The sequence below is a fragment of the Citrobacter sp. wls706 genome (assembly GCF_005281305.1).
Classification (GTDB): Bacteria; Pseudomonadota; Gammaproteobacteria; order Enterobacterales; family Enterobacteriaceae; genus Citrobacter; species Citrobacter werkmanii.
The window spans coordinates 105,795-118,444 of record NZ_SZXG01000040.1 but is presented as its reverse complement, the minus strand read 5'-3'; the positions used below and the strand labels follow the sequence as shown (position 1 = coordinate 118,444).

Genomic DNA, 12,650 nt, shown 5'->3' with positions numbered 1-12,650 from the left:
AAATAATAAAAATCAGAAATGCGTTATAAAATATTCGATAGTATTTGATGAATACTATGGCCCAACTTATCTTCAAGCCGGAGCTTATAGACATATATTTTCTTAATATCAATATTATCTATTTGGGTAATTTGCTGAATACTTTTTCCTGAGACAAATCGCTTCAGTAATATCATTTCTGTATAGTTGAGTGAGCGTCCACGTTTACTGTTAGCGAGATGACCCGTAAATAATCGTCTCATTTTCTGATGCTGTACGTCATCATCATCATCAGAATATATAATGCCTTGTATTTTATTGCTTTTCGACAGCCAGTAGTTGGCTAACGGCGCCAGGTTCCGGTCCGCTATCAAAACAATATGCATGCCGCTATACGCCAGACGGTCAACCCATTGCGGGTCGGCGAACAGGCGCAGGTTTGGGAAGGAGAAATCCACAAAAATAAACCCGCGCGACAAATGATTTTGATTATTAAGTAGAAGTTTTTCAATAACTCCTCTTTGCAGAAAGCCATTTCCCTCCGGCCAGATCGCAAAAGCGGCACGGTGACAGTACCTGGCGCGTACCGCAGTATCCGGAAATAATTGACAGGATAATTCACAGCTTATGCAACGAATACTCTGTGATGGGGATCTCTTCATCAATAATGACTCCTGTTATTTTTCCATAAATATTTCATCGGTAAATAAATGTGTCAATCCGACACGCATGACATTCCTTGTCAGTTAATAACAGCAACCCTAAAAAAATGTAATAAACTCTTGATGCGCTAATATGTACATACGGTAAACAATGCCATACCGCTAAGTTTTTTTATGTTTTATCTCAGAATAACAATCTGGGCATTAGGAATTTTATGCATAAATTAAAATCCTAGGATAAATCTTAAAAAAGCACTATTTGCTAAAAAATAACCGATGTAAAGGTTACTTGTTAATTACACAATTCAGATAACTTAATCACCCTAGTCGCTCTGTGGATAAATATAATGATAACCCAGATAAAACTGTAATGAATTCTCATTATTTAACATTAGCTAATTCCAACCTAAGAAATTAGGTTAATAACTTCTTGTATTTGAAGGGTTTTTATCCCCTAAGTGAAATTCTTATCTTCGATCATGTACAAAGAGTGAGGCGTCTTATCGATTTGGATGTAAAATTTAAGGGGTGTGCAAGGACACGCTGTGATACGTTTTGGTTACTGAGGGCTGGGCAATTGTATCTTATCAATCAGTTGGTCGAATTTAATCCTGATAGCAAAAGTCTGGTCAATCGTCAGACCGGGCGCACAATACAACTCCAGCTCCCTGCTTCGCTCTGTTTTCTCTATTTAATTACTCACGCAAGTGACATTGTTTCCCAGAACACGTTGATGATAGTGGGTTGGGGAGAGAGAAATAATGTCACCACCACCAACACGTTCTACCAGGCAATTCTGACGTTACGTAATGCGCTGGCGGAAGTGGGACTACCGCGCGATACGGTGAAAACTATTTCCCGCCGTGGGCTAAGATTGAATGAAAATGCTCAGGTCGAAGTGATACCGGATCCTCAGAGTGACGTTTCCCAGTCACCGGTTATTGAGGAGCGCGCGCCTGCAAAGGTAATTCTAACCGCACCACAACAAACGACGCAGATCTCCTGGTGGAACATTTTATTTAGCGTTAGTGTTGTTATCGCCACTCTGGTTATCTGGCTGGTGTGGTATCAGACTCGCCCGGTTATGCCATTTAGTAAGTTTGTCTCTGTTTCCATGCAGACCCCTTCGCGGCAAAACTGCAAAATTTATTACTCTCCAAATGAGTACGACCAGCATGGCTATTTCAATCTGATGCAGCTTCATCCTTTACTCTGTGAAAACAACAAACACGTATTTCTATCCGGCTACCTCAAAGCAGAGAGGATGGTAGCATTTGTATGCGATAAAGATGCGCGGATTGATGCCCACGCATTTTGTACTACCCATTATTACTGGATGCGCGGGCAATGAAAAAAACACGCCAAATAATCTTGCTCACTATTGGCCTGGTTACCCTACTCGGTTCAGGTAGTTGGCTATGGTATTCACGTTATGCCGAAAAGCCGCTAAATTGCGTTGGAAACGTTGAATGGAATATTGGCAGCAACCGCTTTGCTGGAACGGTTTCATTTCGGATGTACAACCAGGAAGGATTATCGACAATTACCGGTAAGCTGTACGGGCGTAATATCTCAGACATCAGCAGGAACATCTATTTCAGCTACACCCAACAGCGTGATGCGCGGGTGTTACAGGCTATGCAAGTTGTCAAAACCTTCGCCGACACGGCCGATGAAGCGGATATCAACAATACGTTGCCCGGGTTTTATCGGCAGACCGGACGCAGCCTGAGCCTGGTTATGGAGGAGTATAAGGGCGCATGGATTTTCGCCAGTTCCAATGTTCCCTCGCTGTATTGCCGCAAAAGGTAACGTCATATCCGGAAACAAAAAGCACGGTGCTGCCACAGGATTCACATTTGTCATCATTAACTTACGCGACACAGGTCACTGAATCCACTAATAAGCCATTCTATTCTTCACCGCGAATCAGGAAACATCCTGAATATCAGGATATTCGTTGCGTAATAATTAAGCGAAATGGACATGTTATTTTGTCCAGAAGACTTCAATCTACGAATGAATATTTGGAGAAGACGTGGGCAGGGGCGTTTATCTCTCTCGCGAGTAATGTCTGAGCGTTCAGGCGTTATCGCATTTCAGGAAACGGTATGTTTCCGGTGTATTTTGGCGTACATATGAGGGATACGTAATGTTTACTTTTAAAAAGTGCCTGATTGCACTTTCAATAAATTTGGCGGTTGTTTCATCAGGTTTTGCTTGTACGACCCTGCTGGTCGGCAATGAAGCATCAGCGGACGGCTCCATGTTGGTCGCCCGTAGCGCAGACAGCGATGCCCTGAAAGCACAGCATTTTGTCATTCATCCGGCAAAACAGAATCAGACCGGGGTATACAGCACCAAAGCACATAATGGCGCGAATGATTTTACCTGGCCACTGCCGAAAAACTCTCTGCGTTATACCACCGTCCCAAACTGGAAAACTCAACTGCACGGCGCAACCGGATTTAACGAACTGGGCGTCGGCGTGAGTGGGACAGAGTCTATTTTTGCTTCACCAAAAGCGCTGGCCGCCGACCCATACGTTGAGGATAAAGGGATCACTGAAGACGATATCCCGGATGTTCTGCTGTCGCAGAGCAAAACCGCACGTGAGGCCGTTGCGCTGCTGGGACATATTGTTGAAACCGTCGGTGCTGGAGAAGGATTTGGCGTTGCCGTGGTCGACGATAACGAGATTTGGTACCTGGAAACCGGCAGCGGCCACCAGTGGATGGCGCAGCGCCTGCCCAATAACCAATATTTCGCCACCGGTAATCAGGGCCGCCTACAGGATTACGATCCTAAAAACCCGGACATGATGGCGTCAAAAAATCTGATTCAATTCGCAACGGAAAAAGGCCTGTACGAACCGGAGAAAGATGGCAAATTCAACTTCGCCAAAGCCTATACCCGTGATGACGAGCGTGACCGTACGTATAACGATCCCCGCGTATGGACCATCCAGAAAACGTTCAATCCTTCCGTAAATCAGGATATGGCCAAAGGACGTGAATTCCCGGTCTTCATGAAGCCAGAGAAGAAAATGACGCTGGACGATGTGAAAGCCGTGCTGCGTAGCCACTATGAAGGCACCAGTCATGACCCGTACACCAATGGCCTGAACGGTAAAGAGCCATGGCGTCCGGTCAGCGTCTTCCGCACCTATGAAGCGCATGTCATGCAGGTACGTCCGTGGTTGCCAAAAGAGATCGGTGAAACAACCTACATTGGTCTGGGTATGGCCGATCTCACCGCCTTTGTTCCGTATTACAGCGGCCTGAAAGCATATCCGGCCAACTATACAATGGGTACAGATAAGGCTGACGATCAATCCATCTACTGGAAATATCGTAAATTGCAGACGCTGACGATGACCGATTATCCGAAGCTCGCGCCAATCGTCAAAAAGGCCTACAAAGCGTGGGAAGATAAAGTGGCGAAGGAGCAAAAAGAGGTCGAAGCAGAATATCTGAAGATGGCGAAAACCAATAAACCTGCCGCAGATAAAATGCTGAATGACTTCAACCTGCGCATCATGGCCGATGCCGAGAAGTTAACGGAAGATCTCACTAATCAGCTGTTTACCATCCGCACCAAAGACATTCAGTCTGATATTTTCTTTGCTAACGCAGCGAAAAAAGACTAAGTCACACCACAGTAATGTACTGGCGCAAAGCGTATCTTAGCTCTGCGCCAGCATCTCACATCGCGCCTTCACGGCGTCATGCAGCAAGCGTACTGCCGTAGAAAGCTGCTTACGATGCGGGCAAATCATATTCAGCGGGACTTTCTCCCCCTGATAATCCGTCATCAGCAGCTGCAATCGCCCTTCGCGTACATCCTCGCTAACATCCAGCCACGACTTGTAGGCAATCCCCTCACCAGCAATCGCCAGCCGCCGGATCACTTCGGCATCATCGCTTATAATCGTGCCGTTAACCTGCACGCTGCTGACCTCGCCGCCGTGTGTAAAGGTCCAGCGGTCGTGCAGGCGTCCACGTAAGACAAAGGTCATGGCGTTCAGCTGCGCTAAATCTTCCGGGGTCTGCGGCGCACCGTTTTGTATAACCCAATCCGGTGACGCCACCAGCACGCGTCGATTACCCGGCGCAACGGGCAGCGCAATGTATGACGCATCTTCGGTATTGCCATAACGGAATGCGACATCGACAGGATCTTTAAAAACATCCGTCACCTGATCGGAGAAAAAGATCCGCAAACGCAGCGCAGGATAGCGGCGTCGAAAAGATTGAAAGACCGGCAGCAGCAAATTTCTCCCAAGATCGGACGGAACCGCGATTTGCAGCGTGCCAGAAACTTCATCTTCCGGGGTCTGAATTTTTTGCAGTCCGGCATGCATCACGTCCAGCATCTGGCGGGCATAGGGCAACCAAATCTCGCCTTCCGGCGTCAGGCGCAGGCTGCGCGTGGAGCGAGCGAACAGGCGGATAGTCAACGTTGACTCCAGGCGCTTGATAGCAGAACTGACCTGAGCAGGCTGGACGCCGGCTTCGCGTGCCGCATCGCTAAAACTATTCAGCGCCGCGGCGCGGACAAACAACGTGAGATCTTCAAGCCGGAACATTTTCACTCCCCAAGTATAAGTCCTGTCGCCGTAGGGCTATTTTTCCCGTTCTGTTACCGGTTTACCATCGAATTATTCAACTGATTCCTGTGACCGGAGAGAATATGAAAGCCATCGCCATTACCCGCGCCGCGACTAACGGCAATAACATTGAGTTTTTACAAGAGATTGACCTGCCCATGCCAGTTGCCACAGGGCATGACCTGCTGGTTGAAGTGAAGGCCATTTCCGTCAACCCCGTTGATACCAAGGTCCGCGAAGGTTTTAACGCTGATGTGCCGCGCGTGCTGGGCTGGGATGCCGTTGGTGTGGTGCAGTCCGTGGGTGAAGCCGTCACCCTGTTCGCACCTGGCGATGAAGTCTGGTACGCCGGAGCGCTGGGCCGAGCTGGCAGTAACAGTGAATTTCAGCTGGTTGATGAACGTATTACCGCACTGAAGCCAAAAACACTGGATAATGCTTCTGCTGCGGCGCTGCCGCTGACCGCCATCACCGCCTGGGAAATGCTGTTCGACCGTCTGGGCGTTGAGGAAAATGGCAATGAAGATGATGTGTTATTGATTGTTGGCGCGGCTGGCGGCGTCGGTTCTATTCTGACGCAACTGGCCAGTAAGCTGACCAAAATGACCGTCATCGGTACCGCATCGCGTGCGGAAAGCCAAAAATGGGTACGTGAAGCGGGCGCTCATCATGTGATTGACCACAGCAAACCGTTGACGGAAGAACTGGCGCGGATAGGGATCAAGGAAGTGACGCACGTTGCCAGCCTGAACAATACCGAGCAGCACTATCAACAAATTATTGCCGCACTCGCTCCGCAAGGAAAGCTGGCGCTGATTGACGATCCGCAAACCCTTGATGCCCGCCCGCTGAAGGCCAAAAGTATTTCCCTGCACTGGGAATTTATGTTCACCCGTTCGATGTTTACCACCCACGACATCATTGCCCAGCATCAGCTATTGACCCGCGTGGCGCAGTTGATCGACGACCACACTATCCATACCACGCTGGGTGAACATTTTGGCGCGATCACTGCGGCGAATCTGCAAAAAGCTCACGCGCAAATTGAAACGGGTCGCTCGGTCGGCAAGATTGTGCTGGAGGGGTTTTAACATGTCTGATGCAGAAGTGATTTCAATTATTGCAGTACTGAAAGCCAAACCAGGGAAAATAGATGCCCTGAAACAGGCGCTACAGGCTCTCTTACTGCCCACGCGCCGGGAGGAGGGCAATATTGAGTATGCGCTGTTCCAGTTACGCGACACGCCAGATGTATTTTATGTGCGTGAATCCTGGCGCGGTCAGGCTGGCCTGGACGAACATATCGCCCTGCCGCATTTCCAGTCGTTTGTATTGCAAATGAACGATCTACTGGCCGAGCCGCTACGACTGGATTATCTGACGCCGATTGAGCCGTAATATTAATACCGTGCTCCTCTGCTGTTCGGAGGAGCACAATAAATATCAATCTGAGAATTTACTTAATTCAATAATGACTTAGTAAATAAAATAGACATGATCATTACTCTCAAGAAAACCGTGGCATTAGTCACAAAATTGACATTGAAGATATATCGTTAATATTCATTTTATTTCACAATAATAATAACCGTATAAAAATAAATCAGTCAGAAATACCCACCGAATCTTCCCCCCTACTTCCAACACACACCATAAAATAATATGAATGCAGAAATATAATTTCATAATAACAGGCATTGTTATTTTCATAGGGTCGGAGGAAATTAGTTCACTAAGGCTGTTCTGATAAAGATAGCTTTAGCCTCCCCCTGAAATTAACCATGATGATGTCAATAATGGTTAATTAGCTGTAGAGCAAAAATGGATATCGCCCAGGCGATTATAGACTTTACTGCAGGTTAGATAACCTGCAAAAAGCAACAACAAGGAATGGATCATGTCTACACCCGCTAATTTTAATGGCCAACGCCCAGTGATTGATGTCAATGACGCAGTTATGTTGCTTATCGATCATCAAAGCGGCCTGTTCCAGACCGTTGGCGATATGCCAATGACTGAACTGCGTGCAAGAGCTACGGCTCTGGCAAAAATCGCCACCTTATGCAAAATGCCGGTGATTACCACCGCCTCTGTGCCGCAGGGGCCAAACGGTCCGCTTATTCCGGAAATTCATGAGAACGCACCTCACGCACATTATGTCGCACGCAAAGGTGAAATTAACGCCTGGGACAACAAAGAGTTTGTTGCGGCGGTAAAAGCGACAGGCCGTAAGACGCTGATTATTGCTGGTACCATCACCAGTGTATGCATGGCATTCCCGGCCATCAGCGCGGTAGCAGAAGGCTATAAAGTCTTTGCCGTCATCGATGCTTCCGGTACTTACAGCAAAATGGCGCAGGAGATCACCATGGCCCGCGTCGTACAGGCTGGCGTCGTGCCGATGGATACTGCCGCGGTTGCGTCCGAACTGCAGAAAACCTGGAATCGGGAAGACGCAGCGGAATGGGCCGAAGTCTATACCAAAATCTTCCCGGCTTATCAGTTACTGATTGAAAGCTATACCAAAGCCCAGGATGTTGTGAAAAATAACGAGCTGCTGGACTCTCAGCGCACTTAACTTTTCCGATCTTCCATAAACGCCTGTTTAGTATAAGCAGGCGTTTTGTAATGCGCAGCATCAGTCCCTGTCAGCCATTACGTCCGGCCATAACCCCCCCATCGACATCCCAGACAGCACCAGTTACCCAACCCGCCTTGTCTGACAACAGGAACGCGACGGTTTCTGCCACATCACGCGGCGTACCGACCCGGCCAATCGGATGGAAGCTATCAAAGCTGCTCATCACACCTTGTACATCTTCTTTCGGGATAAATCCTTCATAGATGGGTGTATGCACGACCGCTGGCGAAACGGCGTTCACGCGAATCCCATGCGCACCCAGCTCAATAGCCAGATTTTTGGTTAACGCATGCAGACCCGCTTTGGCCATCGAATAGGCCGATGAAGGTGTCGCGCCCACCGCTTGTTGCGCCCACATTGAACCAATATTCACGATGGCGCCGTTTATATTGTCTGCCAACATATTGCGCACCACGTCGCGGGTAATGAAAAACGTCGCCCGATTGAGGCTCATATATTGCTCATAATCCTCAACCTCATGTTCAATAAACGGTTTCGGGAAAAACACGCCAGCCGCATTTACCAGCAGGCTGATATCTTTATGCTCGGCATTCAACCTGGCCATCACCTGCTGCGCTCCGGCTTCCGACATCAAATCCGCAACAATCACCGCGACATCACCCATCGTCGCCAGAGTTTGACGCGCTTGCTCTGCTTTGTCGGCGCGGTTGCCTACCAGCACCACGCTACCGCCGCCCTGGAGGATCAGTTTCGCCGTTTCGAATCCCATCCCACTGGTCCCACCCACAACTAACAATTTCTTTCCGGCAAATAATGCGCTCATCGTTAACCTCGTTTAAAGAATCCGTTGATGCGCTAAAGATGCCACTCGTTTCAGAGGTTGACGACTGAGAAGAAATAGCGCCTCAAGAAAGAAAATCTATCTCGCTGGCGTATACTGAAAACAGTTAACAAGAATGGAAAAAAGCAGATGCGTTCACTCAATCGGCTAAAATGGTTACACGCTTTTGAAGCCACCGCCCGTCATGGCAGCTTCACCGGCGCGGCGCAGGAACTGGGCGTGACGCCTGCAGCCGTTGGACAACTGGTGCGTGCGCTGGAAGATTGGGTAGGCCATCCACTGTTACATCGCACCCGCACGGGCAAAGAACGCCTCACGCTGGTCAGCGAAGCACAGGACGCATTGCGCGACATCACTCTGGGACTGGATAACCTGGAATCAGGACTCAACAAGCTGCGCGGCCGTCGGGCACGCTCAGTGGTAATTATTACCGCGTCGCAGGTCCTGGTCATGAACTGGTTGATGAGTCGTCTCAATCGTTTCTCACAAACGCATGAAAACATCGAGTTACGTTTGAATGTGACGGAAAAGCTGATGGATGTCGCCCACGGCGAAGCCGATCTGGGTGTACGCTGCGGCAAAGGTGACTGGCCCGGCGTCAACAAAACCTGGTTAATGGATGAAGAAGCCGTTCTGGTCTGCAGCCCACGAATGGTACCGGTAGATAAAATCGCCTGCGGGGAATGGCTGGCCGCGCAAAAGCTGATCCACGATGACACTCCCCACCCCGGTGCTCATTTTCCTGCCTGGGATGATGTCTTGAACGCTACCCATGCCCCGACCGTCCGCGACAGTGGACTGCACATCAACTCCACTGCTGCGGTGATCCTGGCAGCAATCAGCGGTCAGGGCGTGGCTATCGTTCGCCGGGCGCTGGTTCAGCAGTTACTTACCGACGGACAACTGGTGCAACTTCACCCCGACACCCGTTGGCCGCTGACGTGGTCATACTACATCGTCACGCCGCAACACGCGGTAATGCGTCCGGAGGTGAAAGTCTTTAATGACTGGCTGATTGCGGATGTGCTGGCAGAAATCGCGGCTAACTCTGCTATGATGCCTGCACACAAATAAAACAAAACAACATGCCGAGGGAAAGATGGGTTCCACCAGAAGAGGGATGATGAACGTCCTGATTGCCGCCGTATTGTGGGGAAGTTCGGGCGTTTGTGCACAGTACATCATGGAGCAAAGTCAGATGTCATCTCAGTTCCTGACCATGACGCGTCTGATTTTCGCCGGACTTATTCTGCTGATGCTCTCTTTCGTTCACGGCGACAAAGTATTCTCCATTATCAAAAACCGCAAAGACGCGATTAGCCTGCTGATTTTCTCCGTGGTAGGCGCGCTTACCGTACAGTTGACCTTTCTGTTAACCATCGAAAAATCTAACGCCGCCACCGCGACGGTACTGCAATTTTTATCACCGACCATTATCGTGGCGTGGTTTTCCGTTGTACGTAAAGCGCGACCGGGTATTTTGGTGCTAACCGCGATCCTGACCTCGCTCATTGGCACGTTCCTGTTGGTCACCCACGGTAATCCGACGTCGCTGTCTATTTCACCTGCCGCGCTGTTCTGGGGAATTGCCTCCGCATTTGCCGCCGCGTTTTATACCACCTACCCTTCAACGCTTATCGCGCGCTACGGTACGCTGCCGGTTGTTGGCTGGAGTATGTTAATTGGCGGGATGATCCTGCTGCCGTTTTATGCCGGGCAGGGAACCAACTTTGTCGTCAATGGCAGTTTGATTCTGGCGTTTTTCTATCTCGTGGTCATCGGTACGTCACTCACGTTTAGCCTGTACCTGAAAGGTGCGCAGATGATTGGCGGCCCGAAAGCGAGCATTTTGAGCTGCGCGGAACCACTGAGCAGCGCGTTGCTGTCTCTGCTGCTGTTAGGCATTACGTTCACCCTGCCTGACTGGCTGGGCACGATGCTGATCCTCTCATCGGTAGTGCTGATCTCAATGGACTCACGTCGCCGCGCCAGAGCGGTTTAATCCCAACCGGCGCGGCAACGGGTTAATTACCAGCCCGGAACCGCGCCGCCGTTGAAGATGGTTTCCGCCGCTTTTGCTACTTCCGGTGATTGATAAGATTGCAGGAATTCTTTCACATTTTCGGCATCTTTGTTGTCTTCCCGTGCCACCAGGATATTCACATACGGTGAGTTCTTATCTTCGATAAATACGCTGTCATGCACCGGAGAAAGTCCGGTTTGCTGGATATAAGTGGTACTGATAATCGCCACATCTACTTTCTGATCGTCCAGTACGCGTGGTAGCTGTGCGCCTTCCAGCTCCATGATATTCAGATGCCGTGGATTATCAGTAATATCCAGCGCCGTAGGCAACAGACCTGTCCCCGCTTTCAGGGTGATTAACTTTTCTTTTTGCAGCAACAACAGCGCCCGCCCAAGGTTGGTCGGATCGTTAGGTATTGCAATCGTTGCGCCGTCTTTCAGTTCCGCTATAGTTTTGATTTTCTTAGAATAACCGGCCATCGGAAAAACAAAGGTATTGCCCACCGCCACCAGCTTGTAGTTATGCGCTTTATTATCCTGTTCGAGGAACGGACGATGCTGGAAGACGTTGGCATCCAGTTCGCCATGATTAGTGGCATCGTTGGGTAATAATGAGCCACTGAAGCCCACCAGCTCAACGTCCAGCCCGTATTTCTCTTTGGCTACTTTCTTCGCGACCTCCGCCACGTCCTGCTCTGCGCCGTTAATGACGCCCACTTTGATATGTTTAGCGTCATTGCTCTGCTGATCGCACCCTGCCAGCAATAATCCCGCCAGTAATACCACCGTCCCGGCTGCAAAATGAGGTATTTTCAGTTTCACGTTTTTATCCTTTTGAAATAACCGCCTGATGAGTAATGAAATGACTATAGCGGGAAGGCCACTGCGGTTTAAAAAACGAAAAAGCATCAGCAAGAAGAAAAAAGCATAATGGAAAAAAGGATAATTAGTCAGAATGTGCCGTGAGCTCATCAATGGAAAGCCCGGTAATCATCAGCACCAGTTCACGATCGATGCCCTTCTCAAGCATGGCATGGGCGATCCGCAACGCTTCATCCTTTTTGCCTTCGAGTTTGCCTTCCAGCAATCCTGTTCTTCGCCCCGACTCACGTAAGCATTCTGCAATCGTCATTAATCTCTCCTTGTGTTGAGGAACGCGCCTGGCAACCTCACGAATAAACGCTTCAAAGCGCGGTGCGCTGCCGGACTGTACCAGGTAATTAAATAGCGTTTCTACCTGACTGTCATTAGCGTGTCCCTTAATCAGCAGGGCAACCAGTTTATCGACCAACACCATCAAATCGCGCTCACGTATATGCTTTTGGACAAGTTCCAGTAGCGCCATGCGCCGATGCTGCATAATCTCGTCATCAGATACCACCGTGATGTCTACCAGCGGGAAAGCCGCGCCATAAAGCTGCCGCGCAGTTTCTGAATCGTCAAACTCATCCAGCCAGCACAGTGAAAAAGGGTACGGGCTAGCAACGCCATGATAAAAAAGTATCGGCACCACTAGCGGCAGCGTTTTGTTTCCGGCATCAAGATGGCTCTGCATCGCGGCAATGGCATAACGCATCATCCGGAACGCCATATGCGCATCCGGCGAACTCTGGTGTTCAATCAACGCATAGATATAGCCTTTTCCAGTCCTTGTTTTTAGTGACCACAGTACATCGGAATAGCTGGCACGCAGGTCTTCCTCAATAAAACTCCCGGATTCCAGCTTCAGTGTGTTCAGATCGCAATGCTCGCGTAATGACGCTGGAAGATAGGTATCAAGAAAATCCCTCGTCGTTTCTGGATGGCTTAAAAACTTTTTAAAAACCGCATCATGCGGGGTAGAAGTTGTAGGTTTTTTCATGGCGATCCGTCACCAAAAGAACAAGATGACGGAACCTTACTCGCCAGCAGCGCAACCAACATCAGGGAAAC

The 12,650-nt window shown here is 49.3% G+C and carries 13 protein-coding genes; 8 read left to right on the top strand and 5 right to left on the bottom strand.

What is annotated here, in order from left to right; translation table 11 throughout:
* Positions 1 to 23 precede the first annotated feature (23 nt).
* The gene (locus tag FDW92_RS20675) at positions 24 to 641 is read right to left on the bottom strand and encodes a helix-turn-helix transcriptional regulator (protein WP_042311535.1); all 618 of its coding nucleotides are present in this window, start codon (positions 639 to 641) and stop codon (positions 24 to 26) included.
* Between the two features lie 577 nt (positions 642 to 1,218).
* Here FDW92_RS20675 and FDW92_RS20670 point away from each other — a divergent pair.
* From FDW92_RS20670 to FDW92_RS20660, 3 genes are all read left to right on the top strand, one after another.
* Positions 1,219 to 1,992 carry a transcriptional regulator gene (locus FDW92_RS20670; protein WP_042311989.1) on the top strand — a complete coding sequence of 258 codons (774 nt, stop codon included), beginning with the start codon at positions 1,219 to 1,221 and terminating at the stop codon, positions 1,990 to 1,992.
* Complete coding sequence (locus FDW92_RS20665; protein ID WP_042311533.1) at positions 1,989 to 2,453, top strand: hypothetical protein; 465 nt, start codon at positions 1,989 to 1,991, stop codon at positions 2,451 to 2,453. Before FDW92_RS20670 ends, FDW92_RS20665 begins: the two co-directional genes overlap by 4 nt.
* 340 nt (positions 2,454 to 2,793) lie before the next feature.
* Complete coding sequence (locus FDW92_RS20660) at positions 2,794 to 4,290, top strand: C69 family dipeptidase (protein WP_042311531.1); 1,497 nt, start codon at positions 2,794 to 2,796, stop codon at positions 4,288 to 4,290.
* A gap of 36 nt (positions 4,291 to 4,326) precedes the next feature.
* On the opposite strand, the gene FDW92_RS20655 is transcribed toward FDW92_RS20660, so the two are convergent.
* Positions 4,327 to 5,229: a LysR family transcriptional regulator gene (locus FDW92_RS20655; RefSeq protein WP_042311529.1), complete on the bottom strand. Its 903-nt coding sequence runs from the start codon at positions 5,227 to 5,229 to the stop codon at positions 4,327 to 4,329.
* A gap of 104 nt (positions 5,230 to 5,333) precedes the next feature.
* On the opposite strand from FDW92_RS20655, the gene FDW92_RS20650 reads away from it, so the two are divergent.
* From FDW92_RS20650 to FDW92_RS20640, 3 genes are all read left to right on the top strand, one after another.
* Positions 5,334 to 6,341: a zinc-binding alcohol dehydrogenase family protein gene (locus FDW92_RS20650; protein ID WP_042311527.1), complete on the top strand. Its 1,008-nt coding sequence runs from the start codon at positions 5,334 to 5,336 to the stop codon at positions 6,339 to 6,341.
* A 1-nt stretch (position 6,342) separates the two neighbouring features.
* Entirely contained in the window at positions 6,343 to 6,648 is a 306-nt protein-coding gene (locus tag FDW92_RS20645) for a putative quinol monooxygenase (RefSeq protein WP_042311525.1), read from the top strand.
* Positions 6,649 to 7,147: 499 nt separating this feature from the next.
* Positions 7,148 to 7,828 (top strand): hydrolase, encoded by a 681-nt coding sequence (locus FDW92_RS20640; protein WP_042311522.1) that lies wholly within the window; start codon positions 7,148 to 7,150, stop codon positions 7,826 to 7,828.
* A gap of 70 nt (positions 7,829 to 7,898) precedes the next feature.
* Here the strand turns inward: FDW92_RS20640 and FDW92_RS20635 are convergent, their stop codons facing one another.
* A complete protein-coding gene (locus tag FDW92_RS20635) occupies positions 7,899 to 8,675 on the bottom strand; it encodes an SDR family oxidoreductase (protein WP_042311520.1) in 777 nt (258 codons plus the stop codon).
* A 147-nt stretch (positions 8,676 to 8,822) separates the two neighbouring features.
* Between FDW92_RS20635 and FDW92_RS20630 the strand changes: the two genes are divergently transcribed.
* Positions 8,823 to 9,767, top strand: coding sequence for a LysR substrate-binding domain-containing protein (locus FDW92_RS20630; RefSeq protein ID WP_042311518.1), 945 nt, complete (start codon positions 8,823 to 8,825; stop codon positions 9,765 to 9,767).
* 25 nt (positions 9,768 to 9,792) lie between these two features.
* The gene (locus FDW92_RS20625; protein ID WP_038635581.1) at positions 9,793 to 10,695 is read left to right on the top strand and encodes a carboxylate/amino acid/amine transporter; all 903 of its coding nucleotides are present in this window, start codon (positions 9,793 to 9,795) and stop codon (positions 10,693 to 10,695) included.
* 26 nt (positions 10,696 to 10,721) lie between these two features.
* Here FDW92_RS20625 and nlpA read toward each other — a convergent pair whose 3' ends face one another.
* Entirely contained in the window at positions 10,722 to 11,540 is an 819-nt protein-coding gene (gene nlpA, locus FDW92_RS20620) for a lipoprotein NlpA (protein WP_042311515.1), read from the bottom strand.
* A gap of 124 nt (positions 11,541 to 11,664) precedes the next feature.
* Complete coding sequence (locus FDW92_RS20615) at positions 11,665 to 12,579, bottom strand: Rpn family recombination-promoting nuclease/putative transposase (RefSeq protein ID WP_042311513.1); 915 nt, start codon at positions 12,577 to 12,579, stop codon at positions 11,665 to 11,667.
* Between the last annotated feature and the right edge of the window lie 71 nt (positions 12,580 to 12,650).